Here is a 16022-nt window from a genome sequence, read left to right as displayed (position 1 = left end):
GAATAATTGTGCGGGGAAAATCCTAAAGTTTTTGGTCGGCTTGCCGTTAACGTTCCGCCGCCATACCCCGTATGGATGCGGCGTTCGACGAATCGCACGAATAGCGGATATTCATTGTTTTATTCATGCTCCGCAAACTCCGTTCTATTGAATGCCGGCAAAACGTTTGCGTATTATCGGCGGGTCGTTTTTCCTGGCATCTTTTTATGCTCGATGCGGGGTTTGTCGGGCAGGTTCGTTAATGTCGATCTTGCATGACCTGCCGTTCAGTCTGCGCTCGGTTCGGCGAGCCAGTCTTCGAATTGCAGCCGCGGAACGCGCTCGAATTCGCGGACGTTGTGCGTGACCAGCACCAGGTGCCGCGCACGCGCCTGCCCTGCGATCAATGCATCGTATGGACCAATCGGCGTGCCGGCCGCGATCAGGTGCGCGCGAATTTCACCCGCATGCTGTGCATCCTCGGTGTCGAACGATACGACCTCGAACTGCAACGCCTCGACACGCGCGACGTTCGCCGCCGCTCGCTGGCTCTTGTACGCGCCGTAGTAAAGCGCGTGCGCGACGATCGCGGGGATCCCGAAATCGGCCGGGTGCCAGGCATGCAAACGGGCCAGTATCGCCGGCTCGCCTTTGAGAATGGCGATCACCGCGTTGGTATCCAGCAGGAACTTCATTCGAACACGTCCAGGCCCGAGCGCTCCTGAGCGGACGGCTGTGTGGTCGCGGCAGCCTCGAAATCGGCGTCCACCGGACCGATCAGCGGTGCCAGCCAAGCCCAGTCTTGCGGCATCGGCTCGAGAATGACGGCCGCCCCGTGGCGGCGGATGCGAACCTCGGCCGTATCGAAGCGGAAATCCTTCGGCAGCCGGACAGCCTGCGAGCCACCATGCTTGAAGAGCTTTGCAGTATCCATCGCTCCATCCTCACGTATCTACGGAATGTATCTATTTTATCAACTGTACGTGAGAATGACGAGTCCTCCAATCGGACTGTCGTCGGCGCATATCCAGGCCGTCCGGCCATGCCTGGCCGCGTGATATCGCGATCCGTTCCCGCAACGAACGGCGCCCCGATTCATTCCGGCGAGGAAACAATCAATCCCGCCCCGGCGATTCCCCTCCCGATCCGCCCGCTCTAGACTGTCGCATCGATCCCTTTCCGGACCCACGCGATGACCGACGCCCTGCCGCTGACCACCGATCCCGAATCCGGCCTGCAGTACCGTTTGCGCCCGGCCGCCGGCCGCGCCGCCGCGCGCCTGTTGCTGCTGCACGGCGTCGGCGGCAACGAAACCAACCTGCTGAACGTGGCCGACGCGATCGATCCGCGCATCGAAATCGCGTTCCTGCGCGGCCCGCTCACGTTCGGGCCCAGTCAGCATGCGTGGTTTCCGGTGCGTTTCGGCCCGAACGGCCCTGAAATCGATGCGGTGCGCGCGGACGAGAGCCGCGTGCAACTGGTCACGCTGCTGCACGCCTTCCGCGCACAGGATGGCGCGGTGCCCGCGTTGCCGACCGTGATCGCCGGCTTCAGCCAGGGCGGCATCATGAGCGCGAGCGTCGGCCTCACGTCGCCGGGCGACGTGAGTGCGTTCGCCGTGCTGTGCGGGCGCATCCTGCCGGAAATCGATCCGCTGATCGCGCCGCGCGACGCGCTGCGCCCGCTTCACGCGCTGATCGTGCATGGCCGCTTCGACGACAAGCTGCCCGTCTCGTGGGCGGACAAGGCCGATGCGACACTCGCGGCGCTCGGCGTCGCGCACGACACGCGGCTGTATGCGGCCGGGCACGAGCTGACCGCGGAGATGGCCGGCGATTTCGGCCGATGGGTCGGCGAGCGCACCGGGTTGAACTGACTCGAACCCAACGCACCGGGGGCGCCCGCCCGCGAACGGACCGGCGCCCCCGGTGCATGACATCACGCGCGCGTCACGCGTTCCGCGCAGGATCCGCAACGGCACGCACGGATGCCGGCATCGCCGCCGCCCGCTCGCGCTCGGCGCCACGTTTCGCCAGCTTCCAGCCGATCACCAGCGCGAGCACGACGACGGGAATCGTCGCGATGGTCCACGTGCCGCCCGGATAGTCGAACGCCATCAGCACCAGCACGCCGACGAGGAAAGCGAGCGTGAGCCACGACGTGAACGGCGCACCCGGCATCCGGAACGACACGGCTTTCATCTCGCCGCGATCGACCGCGCGGCGGAACAGGATCTGGCACATCACGATGAAGCCCCACGTCGTGATGATCCCGAGCGACGCCATGTTCAGCACGATCTCGAACGCCTGGGCCGGCACGATGTAGTTCAGCGGCACGCCGATCGCGTTGATCGCCACCGTGATCAGGATCCCGCCGTACGGCACGCCGCGCGCGCTCATCCGCGACACGAAACGCGGCGCCGAGCCGCCCATCGCGAGCGAGCGCAGCACGCGGCCCGTCGAATAGAGACCGGAATTCAGGCTCGACAGCGCGGCCGTCAGCACCACGACGTTCATCACCGTGCCGACGTACGGCACGCCGAGCTTGCTGAAGAACGTGACGAACGGGCTTTCGTGCGCGCTGTACGCGGTCCACGGCAGCAGCATCGTCAGCAGCACGACCGAGCCGACATAGAACAGCGCGATGCGCCACATCACGCTGTTGATCGCCTTCGGCAGCACCTTGCGCGCATCGGCCGTCTCGCCCGCGGCGACGCCGACGAGCTCGATGCTCGCGTATGCGAACACGACACCCTGCACGATCAGCACGGCCGGCAGGATCCCGTGCGGGAAGATCCCGCCGTGATCCGCGATGACATGCAGCCCCGGCATCTGCCCCGCCACCGGATGGCCGCTCGCGAGAAACACCGCGCCGACCGCGAGAAACACCGCGAGCGTGCCGACCTTGACGAGCGAGAACCAGAACTCCATCTCGCCGAACACCTTCACGCCGATCATGTTCATCACCGACACGATCCCGAGCGCGCCGAGCGCGAACACCCATTGCGGCACGTCGGTGAAGACGGCCCAGTACTTCATGTAGATCGCGACCGCGGTGATGTCGACGATGCCGGTCGTCGCCCAGTTCAGGTAGTACATCCAGCCCGCGACGAACGACGCCCGCTCGCCCATGAACTCCCGTGCGTACGACACGAAGCTGCCGCTGGTCGGCCGGTGCATCACCAGCTCGCCGAGCGCACGCATGATCAGGAACGCGAACACGCCGCACACGAGATAGACGAGCGCGAGCGCGGGCCCCGCGCTTTGCAGGCGCCCGCCCGCGCCGAGAAAGAGGCCGGTGCCGATCGCACCGCCCATCGCGATCATCTGCACGTGCCGCGGCTTCAACTGCTTCGCATAGCCGGCTTCGTGCGACGCGAACATCGCATCGGGATCGGCATGAGCGGCATCCGCGCCGCCGGCCGGGCCGGCCGGGCGTTCGCTGGTGTGTTTCATCGTGAGTCTCCGTCGTTTGTTGATGTGTCGCGCCCCGCTTCGGGGGGCGCTTTCGGTACGGTCGCGAACCGGCCGGCGTCAGCGCGCCCGCGGCCGGATCAGCGCTTCCGGTTGCAGCGCTTCGTCGAGTTGCGCAGCGGTCATCAGCTCGCGGGCCAGCACGACCTCGCGGATCGATTTGCCGGTCGCATGCGCTTCAGCGGCCACGGCGGTCGCGCGCTTGTAGCCGATGTACGGATTCAGCGCGGTCGCGAGCGCGACCGAGCGCTCCATCGTTTCGCGCAGCCGCTCGGGGTTCGCGGTGATGCCGCTCACGCAGCGCTGCGCGAGCGTCGTGCAGGCGGCCGTCAGGTGGCTGAAGCTGCGGAACAGCGCGCTCGCGATCACCGGTTCGAACGCGTTGAGCTGAAGCTGGCCGGCCTCGGCCGCGAAGGTGATGGTCAGGTCGTTGCCGAACACCTCGAACGCGACCTGGTTGACGACTTCCGGGATCACCGGATTCACCTTGCCGGGCATGATCGACGAACCGGCCTGCACCGGCGGCAGGTTGATCTCGCCGAAGCCCGCGCGCGGGCCGCTCGACAGCAGCCGCAGGTCGTTGCAGATCTTCGACAGCTTGACGGCGATCCGCTTGAGCACGCCCGACACCTGGACGAACGCGCCGCAATCCTGCGTCGCCTCGATCAGGTTCGGCGCGGTGCTCAGGTCGAGCCCGGTGATGCGCCGCAGCGCGGCCAGCGCCTTCTCCGCGTACTCCGGATGCGCGGTGATGCCCGTGCCGATCGCGGTCGCGCCGAGGTTGATCTCGCGAATCAGCCAGCCGGCCTCCTGCAGCCGCGCGATGTCCTCCGTCAGCATCACCGCGTAGGTCGAGAACTCCTGGCCGAGCGTCATCGGCACCGCGTCCTGCAACTGCGTGCGGCCGAGCTTCAGCAAGCCGGCGAACGCGTCGGCGCGCTCCGCGAACGCATCGCGCAGCCGCGCCATCGCTTCGAGCAGATGCTCGACCGCGAAGCACGTCGCGATCCGGATCGCGGTCGGATAGACGTCGTTGGTGCTCTGCGCGAGATTGACGTGTTCGTTCGGATGCAGGTATTCGTACTGCCCGCGCGCGTGCCCCATGAGTTCGAGCGCGCGGTTGCAGATCACCTCGTTCGCGTTCATGTTGGTCGACGTGCCGGCGCCGCCCTGGATCACGTCGACGACGAACTGGTCGTGCAGCCGCCCTTCGCGGATCTCGACGCACGCGGCGGCGATCGCATCGCGGTACGGCCGCGGCAGCAGCCCGAGTTCGCAGTTGGCGTCGGCCGCCGCTTCCTTCACGGCCGCGAGCGCCATCACGAGGTACGGCAGCGACGCAATGGTGCGGCCCGAAATGTCGAAATTCTCTTTCGCGCGCAGCGTGTGGACGCCGTAGTAGGCGGCATCCGGAATACTTCGTTTCCCTAAAAGATCCGCTTCGACGCGGAAGCCGTTTTCTGCCATCGTGCCCTCCTGAATGTCTCGTGCCGCTCGTCGTGCGCCGCTTCCCGACGCGACGGGTTCGCATTCTATGCCTTTGCAAAAACAACCTCGCTTCTGTATTATCGAAAGCGGTTTTGCGTGGGACGCAACAGCGAGAATCGAATGAAAACAGGCGCGAGGGAAACCGGCATCGATCACCTGGGCGCGATGCGCGCGTTCGTGCGCGTGGTCGAAACGGGGAGTTTTTCGGCGGTCGCGAAGGAGATGCACGTGTCGACGTCGACCGTCGCGCGCAAGGTGACGGCGATCGAGGAAGCGCTCGGCGTCGCGCTGCTGCACCGCTCGACGCACAGCGTGACGCTCACCGAGGCCGGCCACATCTACCTGGAGCGCGCGGTCACGCTGATCGCCGATCTCGACGACACGCTGCGCGTCGTCGCCGAGCTGAATGCGCGGCCGAGCGGCCCGCTGAAGCTCACCGCGCCGGTCGCGTTCGGGCGGCGTCATCTGGCGCCGCTGATCGCGCCGTTCCTGGCGCGCTATCCGACCATCCAGCTCGACGTGCGGCTCACCGACAACCACAACGACCTCGTGGCCGGCGGCTTCGACCTCGACATCCACGAAGGCGAGAACTACCTGGATAACCTCGTCGTCCACCGGTTGTCGCGCAACGACAGCATCCTGTGCGCGACGCCCGGCTACCTCGACCGCTGCGGGCGCCCGGCGACGCCGGACGACCTCAAGCATCACAACTGCCTGCGCTACGTGCACCCGGAAGGCGATCCGCGCTGGGATCTCGTGAGCGGCGACGCGCACCACAGCGTGCTGCCGGCCGGCAATCTCGTCACCGACCATTCGGAATTGCTGCTGGATGCGACCTGCGCGGGGCTCGGCATCGCGGAATTCGAGATCTGGCTGGTGCGCGACCTGCTCGCGAGCGGCCAGCTCGAAGCCGTGCTGCCGCGCTACCGGCTGCAGAACCGGCTGACCGGCGAATTCATCTACATCGCGTATCTGGCGAACCGGCGCAGCTCGGCGAAGCTGCGCGTGCTGAAGGATTTTCTCGCGGAACATCTCGCGCAGATCGGCGAGCTGTCGGAGCGGGAGCTGGCGAAGATTCGCGACCTACGCGCATAGTGCGCGCCGACGCGCGGCCCGGATCACAGGCCGGCGGCATCGGCTCGGTAACGGCGTTCAGGCCGCCTGCAATTCGAACGGGAACGTCGCGTGCCCGAACTCGACGCCCTGCGTGTTGAGCATCCGCGGCCGGTGGAAGCCGGCCAGTTGCGCGCGCTGCTCGGCGGTGCCGATCCGCAGCCGCTCGAGGATTTCGCTGACGACCATATACAGCACGTCGAGATTGCCGTCCTCGATCTTCACCGAAATGCCGAGCGCGCCGTCCGCACCGAGTTCCCGCGTGCGTTCCGACGCACGCACGCCGATCCCGTAGCATGCATCCGCGCCGAGCTTGCCGACCACCTGCCCGCCGAATGCGTTCATCAGCACCGTGCAATAGCGCCCTTCGCCCGCCACCAGTTCCGGATACGCGGTCATCGAACGATGAATGCGCGCCAGCGCGCGAACGCGATCGGTAACCGCGCCGCCGGCTTCCACCGCGTCCGCACCGTCGGCCAGCGACGCATAAAGGCGCGCGAGGCGATCCAGCGAGAACGCCGGCGTCGGCAGGTTGCAGCCATCGATCGCCCAGTCGACCTCGTCGTCGCGCAAGCCGCACGCATCGGCCACCACGTGCTTCACGCGCACCTGCATCGGATGGTCGGGCAGATGGTAATCGGCGATCGCCGCGCCGATCGCCTGCGCGCCGGCCAGCATCCCGACATGCTTGCCGGAACAGTTGCTGCACACGCCGGTCGGCGTGTAGTCGCGCTTGATCCACGACCGGTACACCGCGTCGGACAGCGGCGGATGGCCGCCGCAGCGCAAATCCGCTTCGTGCGCGGCGACCTTCTCGAGCATCGCGCGCGTGCGCGCGATGTGACGGTCCTCGCTGCTGTGCGACGCACACATCAGCGCGATGTCCGCGTCGTCGAAGCCGAAGCGTTCCGGCGCGCCCGTCTCGATCACCGACAGCGCCTGGGCCGGCTTGGCCGCCGACCGCGCGAGCGTGATCCGGAACGGATCGCCGAACCGGGACAGCAGCCTGCCGCGTGCATCGACGACCGCCACATGGGCGACGTACGTGTTCTCGATCGCATTGCCGCGGTATGTGACGACTGCTGCGCGTGGGGTGTCCATCGTGTCCTGTCTCCTTGCCTGGGGGCCTGACTGCCGGGGCCCCTCAACCGGTACGGCAGTGTAGCGAGTCGCCGCCGCCGCGCGGCGGCCCTGTCATGGAAAGCGGTGTTGCACGCGACGCAAAGGCGATCGCGCCCCCACGAACGCCCGACTGAATGAGTACAAAAACCATTCAATCGTTTACAGATTTGACACTAATCCGTAGAATTGCGACCGAAAACGCGAATCATACGCATTTACATTGACGTTTTCCGATGTTTCGGGCACGCCCCGCTGGCATCGAGAAAAACGCGTCCGATCACCGAACCTTCCGCTGCTTCCCGATATGCCCGCCCAGTTCAAGACGAGGCCTCGCACCCTCGTATCGGCACTGACCTGCTCCGTGTTCCTGACGCCGCTGCTCGCCTCCGCCGAAACCGCTCCCGCTTCCGCTCCTGCCGCCGACGTCCCGGCGACGCTGCCGACGATTGCCGTGCAGTCGTCCGCGCTGTCGGACATGCAGGTGAAACGCTCGCCGTCGTACAAGTTCACCGCGCCGCTGCTCGATACGCCGCGCTCGGTCACGGTGATCCCCGAGCAGTTGATCAAGGAGAAGAACGTCACGTCCTTCGCGGACGCGCTGCGCTCGGTGCCGGGCATCACGTTCCTCGGCGGCGATGCGGCGGCGAACCCGTCGGCCGACCGTCCGGTGATCCGCGGCTTCGAATCGCGCAACTCGATCTTCGTCGACGGCATGCGCGACTCCGGCCTGCAGAATCGCGAGACGTTCGCGGTCGAGCAGATCAGCGTGATCAAGGGCCCCGATTCGGTCTACGCGGGCCGCGGCTCGGTGGGCGGCAGCATCGACATCGTCACGAAGACGCCGCAGAACGACAACTTCATCAACAGCAGCATCGGCTTCGGCACCGACGGCTACAAGCGCGCGACGGTCGACGCGAACCGCAAGATCAACGACACGACGGCCGTGCGCCTGAACGTGATGGGCCACGACGCGAACCAGGCCGGCCGCAACGACGTGTACAACAAGCGCTGGGGCGTCGCGCCGTCGATCGTGTTCGGGCTGAACACGCCGACCACGGTCACGGTCAGCTACTACCACATGAACTCCTACGACATGCCGGACTTCAGCGTGCCGTTCCGCGCATCGGGCGGCACGCCGGTGCCGACCGATCGCGGGCAGTTCTTCGGGCTCAACACGCGCGACTACCGCTACGGGCAGACCGATACCGGCGAAATTCGCGTCGAGCACAAGCTCAATGACACGTGGAAGCTGAAGAACACGACGATGTTCGGCCGCTCGACGCTCGATTACGTCGCGACGAATCCGCAGATCCTCGCGTCGAACCCGAACATGCTCGGGCTGCAGGCGAAGAGCGGCAAGTACGCGCTGAACGGTTTCTCGAACCAGACCGAAGTGACGGGCAGCGCGAGTCTGTTCGGGATGAAGCACACGATGACGGCCGGCGTCGAGTTCAGCCACGAGCAGGCACGTTACGAGGGCTATCTCGTGTCGGATTCGGCCGGCAACAACATCCGCTCGAACAGCCCGTGCGCGGTGGTCGGCAACTGCACGCCGCTCGCCGGCGGCTGGAACCCGAACATGCCGTGGACCGGCAGCATCGTACTGAACGGCGACAAGGGCTTCCCCGGCGCGACGACGAACACGCGCACCGATACGGTCTCCGCGTACATCTTCGACACGGTGAAGCTGTCCGAGCGCTGGCAGTTCAACACGGGGCTGCGCTTCGACCGCTACGACACGACCGGCAAGCAGGCCGGCGTCGCCGACCTGTCGAACACGTCGAACCTGTTCAGCTACCAGTTCGGCCTCGTGTTCAAGCCGGTGACCAACGTGAGCCTGTACGCGTCGTACGGCACGTCGTCGAACCCGCCGGGCTCGAACGGCGGCCTCGGCGGCGGCACCGACCAGATCACCGCGACCAACCAGGATCTCGCGCCCGAACGCGCGCGCAACATCGAGATCGGCGCGAAGTGGGACGTGCTGCAGGATCAGCTGTCGCTGACGTCCGCGCTGTTCCAGACCGAAAAGACCAACGCGCGCGTCAGCGACGGCCTCGGTCACACGGTCAACGCGGGCAAGCAGCGCGTGCGCGGTTTCGAATTCGGCTTCGCGGGCAACCTGACGCAGAAGTGGCACGTGTTCGGCGGCTATTCGTACCTGAACGCGATCACGACCGACGCGGGCCCCGGCAGCCCGGGCGCATCGGGCCTGCCGATGGTGATGGTGCCAAAGCACAACTTCACGCTGTGGACCAGCTACGACGTGATGCCGAAGCTCACGCTCGGCGCGGGTGCGACGGTGATGAGCAAGACCTATGCATCGGTATCGCCGACCGTGAAGAAGTGGACGCCCGGCTATGCACGCTTCGACGCGGCCGCGACGTGGCGCGTGAACAAGACGATGGACGTTCAACTGAACGTGCAGAACCTGTTCGACAAGCAGTATTACGCGAGCGCGTATCCGATCTACGCGACGTGGGCGCCGGGCCGTTCGGCGATGGTCACGCTCAACTTCTATCAGTAACGCCGCCGGCGACGGGAGGGCGCGCCGCGCCCTTCCCCGCCGCGTTCACCACGGCAGCGAATACGTCTTCACGTTCGTGAAGCTCTTCATCGCCTCCTGCACGCCCTCCTTGTAGCCGAGCCCCGAATCCTTCACGCCGCCGAACGGCGTCAGTTCGAGCCGATAGCCGGGCACTTCGCGCACGTTCACGCTGCCGACTTCCAGCTCGGTGATGAAGCGCGTGATGTGGTCGAAGCGGTTCGTGCACACCGACGACGACAGCGCGTAGTCGGTGCTGTTCGACATCCGGATCGCCTCGTCGATATCGCGAAAGCGCATGATCGGCGACACCGGCCCGAAGGTTTCGTGCTTGACCAGCGGCATGTCGGGCGTCACGCGATCGACGACGGTCGGCGAATACAGCGCGCCGTCGCGCACGTTGCCGACCAGCAGCCGCGCGCCGCGCGCGATCGCGTCGTTGACTTGCTGCTCGCAGAACTTCGCCGCCGCTTCGTCGATCACCGTGCCCATGTCGACCGACGGATCGGACGGGTTGCCGTACGACCAGGCGCGCGTCTTCTCGACGACGAGCGCCGTGAAGCGATCGGCCACCGCCTCGTGCACGAGCATCCGCTTGATCGCCGTGCAGCGCTGCCCCGAATTCTTGTACGAGCCCGACACCGCGAGCGTGCTCGCTTCGTCGAGATCGGCATCTTCCATCACGATGATCGGATCGTTGCCGCCGAGTTCGAGCACCGCGCGCCGGTAGCCCATCCGCGCGGCGATCGACTTGCCGATCGACACGCCGCCGGTGAACGTGATCAGGTCGATCGCCGGGTTCGTGATCAGCTCGTCGGCGATTTCCTTCGGGTCGCCGGTGATCACCTGCAGCATCTGCGGCGGCAGGCCGGCTTCATATAGGATGTCCGCGAACAGATAACACGACAGCGGCACCTTCTCCGACGGCTTCACGACGATCCGGTTGTTGGTCGCGACCGACGGCACGATCTTGTGCGCGACCTGGTTCATCGGGTGGTTGAACGGCGTGATCGCCGAAATCACGCCGAGCAGCGGATCGCGCTGCGTGTACACGCGGCGCTTCTTGCCGTGCGGCGTCAGATCGCACGAGAAGATCTGCCCGTCGTCCTTCAGCACTTCGCCGGCGCCGAACGTGAGCACGTCGGCCACGCGGCCGGCCTCGTAAGTCGAATCCTTGATGCACAAGCCGGCCTCGGCCGTGATCAGCGCCGCGATCTCCGCGGTGCGCGAGCGCACGATGTCGGCCGCGCGGCGCAGGATCGCCGCGCGATCGTGGCGCGTGAGCGTCGGCCGGTACGCACGCGCGACCGCGAAGGCACGGCGCACGTCGTCGAGCGTCGCCTTCGGCACGGTGCCGACCAGCGCGCCGTCGTACGGGTTGCGCACGTCGATCACCGCGTCGCGCCACACGCGCTGCCCGTCGATGCGCAACGCTTCGTGACGCACGTCGGATGCGGGAATCGACTTCAAAACCGTGCTCATGTCGTCTCCGTTCTCGTGAGGCGTGGTCGTGGCCACGCTGTCGGGCTAGCGCACCACCACCAGCCCTTCGTATTCGAGGCAGCGGCACAGCGTCGCCCACGCCGGCGAATCGGGCCATTCGCGCGCCGCGGTGTCGATGCGGATCGGCCGGCCGAATTCGCGCGACGCGCACGCCAGCAGCGTGTGCGCGATGCCGCTGCGCCGGTAGGCCGGTTCGACGTACAGACGAGCGAGCGACGGCGAGCACACCGCGCCGTCGTCGGCGTCGATGCCGAGTTCGCCGATCGCCTCGTCGTCGCGATACGCGACCGCCGTCGCGCGCGCGTCGTCGAACACGATGCGGATCACGCGTGCGCAACGATCCCTGAACACGACGACGTGCATGCCGCCCCTCCGGTGAAGATGCCGGCGCGCGACGCGCGCACGCCTCCCTGCGCCCGCGTACCGGGGAGTTATCCGGATCGTGCGGGCGCGACGAGTTGAGTATCGTCTTGCCACGTCGACGCGCAGTAGTGCCAGACGCCACATTTCATTGAGTCCACATCCGCGGCGCGACGCGCGTATTCTCGCCACACCGCGCCCTCGCGGGCCTGCGCATCCGCCGCGCGCCGCCTCGCGTGTCCCGTACCGATCACAGGAGGAAGCATGCCGAGTCGTACCCCGACCGCCTTATGGGCCCAGCAGTTCCGGCGGTCGTCGGCGTCGAGCCTGCAGGACCAGATCCGGCGCATGCTGGTGGCCGCGATCCTCGACGGCCAGCTCGCGCCCGATGCGGCGCTGCCGTCGAGCCGCGAGCTCGCCGACCAGCTCGGCGTCGCGCGCAACACCGTCGTGCTCGCGTACCAGATGCTCGTCGAAGAGGGCTACCTGATCTCGCGCGAACGCAGCGGGCACTTCGTGAACCCGAAGATGCTCGAAGGCGTGCCCGGCTTCGCGGCCGCCAGGCCCGCCGCGCAAACGGAGGCCGGCGACGACACGCCGGGCCGCCCCGCATGGGACAAACGCATCGCGCATCCGCCGTCGAGGCAGCGCAACATCGTGAAGCCCGCGAACTGGCAGCACTACGAATATCCGTTCATCTACGGGCAATTCGACCAGTCGCTGTTTCCGACCAACGACTGGCGCGAATGCTGCCTGAAGGCGCTGTCGGTGATGGAGATCCGCAACTGGGCGCCCGACCTGATCGAGCGCGACGACGAATCGCTGATCCAGCAGATCCGCACGCGCGTGCTGCCGCGGCGCGGCGTGTTCGCGATGCCCGACGAGATCGTCGTCACGAACGGCTGCCAGCAGGCGCTGTACCTGATCGCGGACCTGCTGTGCGGCAAGCACACGACGGTCGGCTTCGAGAATCCCGGCTATCCGGACGCACGCAACATCTTCGAGAACCGCAACGCGCGGCTGCTGCCGCTGCCCGTCGACGGGCACGGGATCGCGCCCGACTCGCTCGGCAACACGCTGTCGCGCTGCGACTACGTGTACGTGACGCCGAGCCATCAATGTCCGACCACCGCGACGATGCCGGTCGAGCGCCGCCGCGCGCTGCTCGATTGCGCGCAGCAGCACGATTTCGTGATCATCGAGGACGACTACGAGAGCGAGAACACGTTCTCCGGCACGCCGCATCCGGCGCTGAAGAGCCTCGATACGGCCGACCGCGTGATCTACGTCGGCAGCCTGTCGAAGACGTTCGCGCCGGGCCTGCGGCTCGGCTACGTGGTCGGGCCGCGCGAGCTGATCCGCGAGCTGCGCGCGCTGCGGCGGCTGATGGTGCGCCATCCGGTCGCGTATATCCAGCGGGCGTTCGCGACCTTTCTTGCGCTCGGCCATCACGACGCGTTGCTGCGCCGGCTCGCGCATGCGTACAGCGAGCGCTCGCAGGCGCTGATGGCCGCGCTCGATGCGCATCTGCCGGAAGCGCGCCATGTGCCCGTGACGGGCGGCGCGTCGTGCTGGGTCGAGGGGCCGCCGTGGCTCGACGCGGCGCGTCTCGCGGCGGACGCGCAGGAGGCCGGGATCCTGATCGAGCCCGGCGGCGTGTTCTTCATGAACGACGACAGCAATGCGCGGCGCTGCTTCCGGATGGGCTTTTCCGCGATTCCGCTGGAACGGATCGAGCCGGGCGTGCGGGCGCTCGCGCGGTGCGTGCGGGCGCAGAAGCCCGACGCCTGAACGCGGCATCGCGTCAGCCGGTCACGCTCGCCCCTGGCCCAACCGAATCCCCTGAACTGGCGCTACCGCCAAAAACGAGCGCTCACTAACGTGTCGATACCGCGTGCCGCATGCGCATCAGCGCCTCGCGCACCGTCCATCATTCGACAGGAGACACGTTATGTCCGACACGCTTACCGCCCCCGTCACGGCCGCCACGCTCGCGGCTTTTTCCGACGCCTTCAACCGGCATGACGCCCACGCGCTGATGGGCTTCATGACCGAGGACTGCGTGTTCGACGCGGCCGGCGGCCCCGACATTCACGGCACGCGCTTCGTCGGCCGCGACGCGGTGCGCGCCGCGTTCGAAGCCGTGTTCAAGACCTTCCCCGATGCGCACTGGGGCCACGGCCGCCACTACGTGGCCGGCGAACGCGGCGTATCCGAATGGGTGTTCACCGGCACGCACGCGGAAGGCTGGCGCATCGAAGCCGAAGGCTGCGACCTGTTCGAGTTCCGCGACGGGCTGATCGCCGTCAAGCGCGCGTTCCGCAAGGAACGGCCGAAGCAGCCGGCCTGAGCGCGCCGCTCGCGCGCGTTCGGGCCGTCCCGCCCCGGGCGCGCATTTTGAAACGAATCATTTCATTTCATTCCACATTCCCCGCCAGCGGGCGGAATGACTTGACCGGCTTTTCCCAGCCAATAGCATCTGGAACAAGACGTTCCGTTAATTGAACAATCGGAGACAACCCATGAGCGAACAATCCACTTCCCTGCGTGCATCGACCCGCGGCCCGCAGGACATGACGCCATCCGAAGCCTTCGTCGAAACCCTCGCGGCCAACGGCGTGACCGACATGTTCGGCATCATGGGCTCCGCGTTCATGGACGCGATGGACATCTTCGCGCCGGCCGGCATCCGCCTGATCCCGGTCGTGCACGAACAGGGCGCCGGCCACATGGCCGACGGCTATGCACGCGTGTCGGGCCGCCACGGCGTCGTGATCGGCCAGAACGGCCCCGGCATCAGCAACTGCGTGACCGCGATCGCGGCCGCGTACTGGGCCCACAGCCCGGTCGTGATCGTCACGCCGGAGGCCGGCACGATGGGCATCGGCCTCGGCGGCTTCCAGGAAGCGAACCAGTTGCCGATGTTCCAGGAATTCACGAAATACCAGGGCCACGTCACGCACCCGGCGCGGATGGCCGAATTCACCGCGCGCTGCTTCGATCGCGCCCAGGCCGAGATGGGCCCGACGCAGCTGAACATTCCGCGCGACTACTTCTACGGCAAGGTCAAGGTCGAGATTCCGCAACCGCGCCGGCTCGATCGCGGCCCCGGCGGCGAACAGAGCCTGAACGACGCGGCCGATCTGATCGCGCAGGCGAAATTCCCGGTGATCATCTCGGGCGGCGGCGTCGTGATGGCCGACGCGATCGAGGAATGCAAGGCGCTCGCCGAACGGCTCGGTGCGCCGGTCGTCAACAGCTACCTGCACAACGACTCGTTCCCGGCGAACCATCCGCTGTGGTGCGGCCCGCTCGGCTACCAGGGCTCGAAGGCCGCGATGAAGCTGCTGTCGCGCGCGGACGTCGTGATCGCACTCGGTTCGCGCCTCGGGCCGTTCGGCACGCTGCCGCAGCACGGGATGGACTACTGGCCGAAGGACGCGAAGATCATCCAGATCGACGCCGACCACAAGATGCTCGGCCTCGTGAAGAAGATCTCGGTCGGCATCTGCGGCGACGCGAAGGCGGCGGCCGTCGCGCTCACGCAGCGCCTCGACGGCCGCACGCTCGCATGCGACGGCTCGCGCGGCGAGCGCGCCGACCAGATCGCGACCGAGAAGGCCGCGTGGGAAAAGGAACTCGACGACTGGACGCACGAGCGTGACGCCTACAGCCTCGACATGATCGAGGAACAGAAGAACGAGAAAACCTTCAACGGCGGGCGCTACCTGCATCCGCGCCAGGTGCTGCGCGAGCTCGAAAAGGCGATGCCCGAGGACGTGATGGTGTCGACCGACATCGGCAACATCAACTCGGTCGCGAACAGCTACCTGCGCTTCAACAAGCCGCGCAGCTTCTTCGCGGCGATGAGCTGGGGCAACTGCGGCTACGCGTTCCCGACGATCATCGGTGCGAAGGTCGCCGCGCCGCACCGCCCGGCCGTGTCGTATGCGGGCGACGGCGCGTGGGGCATGAGCCTGATGGAAACGATGACCTGCGTGCGTCACAACATCCCGGTCACGGCCGTGGTGTTCCACAACCGTCAATGGGGCGCGGAGAAGAAGAACCAGGTCGACTTCTACAACCGCCGCTTCGTCGCGGGCGAACTGGACAACCAGAGTTTCGCGGCGATCGCCCGTGCGATGGGCGCCGAAGGGATCACGGTCGACCGTCTGGAGGATGTCGGGCCGGCGCTCAAGCGCGCGATCGACATGCAGATGAACGAAGGCAAGACGACGATCATCGAGATCATGTGCACGCGCGAACTCGGCGATCCGTTCCGCCGCGATGCGCTGTCGAAGCCGGTTCGCCTGCTCGACAAGTACAAGGACTACGTGTGATGCCGCGTCGCTGACGCACCCGCGTCCGGCCGTGCCCTCCCCGCACGGCCGGAACCCGGCCGGACGCCGTGCCCCGTGCGGGCCGCCGCATCCGGCCTTTTT

The 16022-nt window shown here is 66.8% G+C and carries 13 protein-coding genes; 6 read left to right on the top strand and 7 right to left on the bottom strand.

What is annotated here, in order from left to right; all coding sequences use genetic code 11:
- Window positions 1–266 precede the first annotated feature (266 nt).
- Both KU887_RS17475 and KU887_RS17470 read right to left on the bottom strand, forming a co-directional pair.
- Window positions 267–674 carry a type II toxin-antitoxin system VapC family toxin gene (locus KU887_RS17475; protein ID WP_258256906.1) on the bottom strand — a complete coding sequence of 136 codons (408 nt, stop codon included), beginning with the start codon at window positions 672–674 and terminating at the stop codon, window positions 267–269.
- On the bottom strand, window positions 671–913 hold the full coding sequence (locus KU887_RS17470; protein ID WP_006491146.1) for an antitoxin: 243 nt from the start codon (window positions 911–913) through the stop codon (window positions 671–673). Before KU887_RS17470 ends, KU887_RS17475 begins: the two co-directional genes overlap by 4 nt.
- A gap of 258 nt (window positions 914–1171) precedes the next feature.
- Between KU887_RS17470 and KU887_RS17465 the strand changes: the two genes are divergently transcribed.
- Window positions 1172–1855, top strand: a complete 684-nt coding sequence (locus KU887_RS17465) for an alpha/beta hydrolase (protein ID WP_253566834.1) — start codon at window positions 1172–1174, stop codon at window positions 1853–1855.
- A 73-nt stretch (window positions 1856–1928) separates the two neighbouring features.
- On the opposite strand, the gene KU887_RS17460 is transcribed toward KU887_RS17465, so the two are convergent.
- Together KU887_RS17460 and KU887_RS17455 are read right to left on the bottom strand one after the other, a co-directional pair.
- Window positions 1929–3434: an amino acid permease gene (locus KU887_RS17460; RefSeq protein WP_258256899.1), complete on the bottom strand. Its 1506-nt coding sequence runs from the start codon at window positions 3432–3434 to the stop codon at window positions 1929–1931.
- Between the two features lie 78 nt (window positions 3435–3512).
- A complete protein-coding gene (locus KU887_RS17455; protein ID WP_034202505.1) occupies window positions 3513–4919 on the bottom strand; it encodes an aspartate ammonia-lyase in 1407 nt (468 codons plus the stop codon).
- A gap of 141 nt (window positions 4920–5060) precedes the next feature.
- Here KU887_RS17455 and KU887_RS17450 point away from each other — a divergent pair, with 141 nt between their 5' ends.
- On the top strand, window positions 5061–6035 hold the full coding sequence (locus KU887_RS17450; RefSeq protein ID WP_034202506.1) for a LysR family transcriptional regulator: 975 nt from the start codon (window positions 5061–5063) through the stop codon (window positions 6033–6035).
- Window positions 6036–6092: 57 nt separating this feature from the next.
- Here KU887_RS17450 and KU887_RS17445 read toward each other — a convergent pair whose 3' ends face one another.
- Window positions 6093–7154, bottom strand: a complete 1062-nt coding sequence (locus KU887_RS17445; RefSeq protein ID WP_006495109.1) for an asparaginase — start codon at window positions 7152–7154, stop codon at window positions 6093–6095.
- 325 nt (window positions 7155–7479) lie between these two features.
- Here KU887_RS17445 and KU887_RS17440 point away from each other — a divergent pair, with 325 nt between their 5' ends.
- Window positions 7480–9699 carry a TonB-dependent siderophore receptor gene (locus KU887_RS17440; RefSeq protein WP_012493258.1) on the top strand — a complete coding sequence of 740 codons (2220 nt, stop codon included), beginning with the start codon at window positions 7480–7482 and terminating at the stop codon, window positions 9697–9699.
- Window positions 9700–9744: 45 nt separating this feature from the next.
- Here the strand turns inward: KU887_RS17440 and phnY are convergent, their stop codons facing one another.
- Both phnY and KU887_RS17430 read right to left on the bottom strand, forming a co-directional pair.
- Entirely contained in the window at window positions 9745–11199 is a 1455-nt protein-coding gene (gene phnY, locus KU887_RS17435) for a phosphonoacetaldehyde dehydrogenase (protein ID WP_080331176.1), read from the bottom strand.
- 45 nt (window positions 11200–11244) lie between these two features.
- A complete protein-coding gene (locus KU887_RS17430) occupies window positions 11245–11583 on the bottom strand; it encodes a GNAT family N-acetyltransferase (protein ID WP_006491133.1) in 339 nt (112 codons plus the stop codon).
- 261 nt (window positions 11584–11844) lie between these two features.
- On the opposite strand from KU887_RS17430, the gene KU887_RS17425 reads away from it, so the two are divergent.
- The 3 genes from KU887_RS17425 (at window position 11845) to xsc (ending at window position 15920) form a co-directional block, all read left to right on the top strand.
- Entirely contained in the window at window positions 11845–13371 is a 1527-nt protein-coding gene (locus KU887_RS17425; RefSeq protein ID WP_006491147.1) for a PLP-dependent aminotransferase family protein, read from the top strand.
- A gap of 160 nt (window positions 13372–13531) precedes the next feature.
- Complete coding sequence (locus KU887_RS17420; protein ID WP_006491152.1) at window positions 13532–13930, top strand: nuclear transport factor 2 family protein; 399 nt, start codon at window positions 13532–13534, stop codon at window positions 13928–13930.
- A gap of 172 nt (window positions 13931–14102) precedes the next feature.
- A complete protein-coding gene (gene xsc / locus KU887_RS17415) occupies window positions 14103–15920 on the top strand; it encodes a sulfoacetaldehyde acetyltransferase (RefSeq protein WP_258256895.1) in 1818 nt (605 codons plus the stop codon).
- Window positions 15921–16022 lie beyond the last annotated feature (102 nt).

Origin of the sequence: Burkholderia sp. EMB26, assembly GCF_024730645.1 — a bacterium.
GTDB classification, from domain to species: Bacteria; Pseudomonadota; Gammaproteobacteria; order Burkholderiales; family Burkholderiaceae; genus Burkholderia; species Burkholderia cenocepacia.
The sequence above is the reverse complement of the archived record's forward strand: the minus strand, read 5'-3'. Positions and strand labels throughout refer to the sequence as shown.

Bases quoted from the DNA above. Each gene is read 5' to 3' on its own strand.
- xsc (WP_258256895.1), top strand. From the start codon at position 14,103: ATGAGCGAACAATCCACTTCCCTGCGTGCATCGACCCGCGGCCCGCAG.
- KU887_RS17455 (WP_034202505.1), bottom strand. From the start codon at position 4,919: ATGGCAGAAAACGGCTTCCGCGTCGAAGCGGATCTTTTAGGGAAACGA.
- KU887_RS17470 (WP_006491146.1), bottom strand. From the start codon at position 913: ATGGATACTGCAAAGCTCTTCAAGCATGGTGGCTCGCAGGCTGTCCGG.
- KU887_RS17450 (WP_034202506.1), top strand. From the start codon at position 5,061: ATGAAAACAGGCGCGAGGGAAACCGGCATCGATCACCTGGGCGCGATG.
- KU887_RS17460 (WP_258256899.1), bottom strand. From the start codon at position 3,434: ATGAAACACACCAGCGAACGCCCGGCCGGCCCGGCCGGCGGCGCGGAT.
- KU887_RS17445 (WP_006495109.1), bottom strand. From the start codon at position 7,154: ATGGACACCCCACGCGCAGCAGTCGTCACATACCGCGGCAATGCGATC.
- KU887_RS17465 (WP_253566834.1), top strand. From the start codon at position 1,172: ATGACCGACGCCCTGCCGCTGACCACCGATCCCGAATCCGGCCTGCAG.
- KU887_RS17430 (WP_006491133.1), bottom strand. From the start codon at position 11,583: ATGCACGTCGTCGTGTTCAGGGATCGTTGCGCACGCGTGATCCGCATC.
- phnY (WP_080331176.1), bottom strand. From the start codon at position 11,199: ATGAGCACGGTTTTGAAGTCGATTCCCGCATCCGACGTGCGTCACGAA.
- KU887_RS17475 (WP_258256906.1), bottom strand. From the start codon at position 674: ATGAAGTTCCTGCTGGATACCAACGCGGTGATCGCCATTCTCAAAGGC.
- KU887_RS17440 (WP_012493258.1), top strand. From the start codon at position 7,480: ATGCCCGCCCAGTTCAAGACGAGGCCTCGCACCCTCGTATCGGCACTG.
- KU887_RS17420 (WP_006491152.1), top strand. From the start codon at position 13,532: ATGTCCGACACGCTTACCGCCCCCGTCACGGCCGCCACGCTCGCGGCT.
- KU887_RS17425 (WP_006491147.1), top strand. From the start codon at position 11,845: ATGCCGAGTCGTACCCCGACCGCCTTATGGGCCCAGCAGTTCCGGCGG.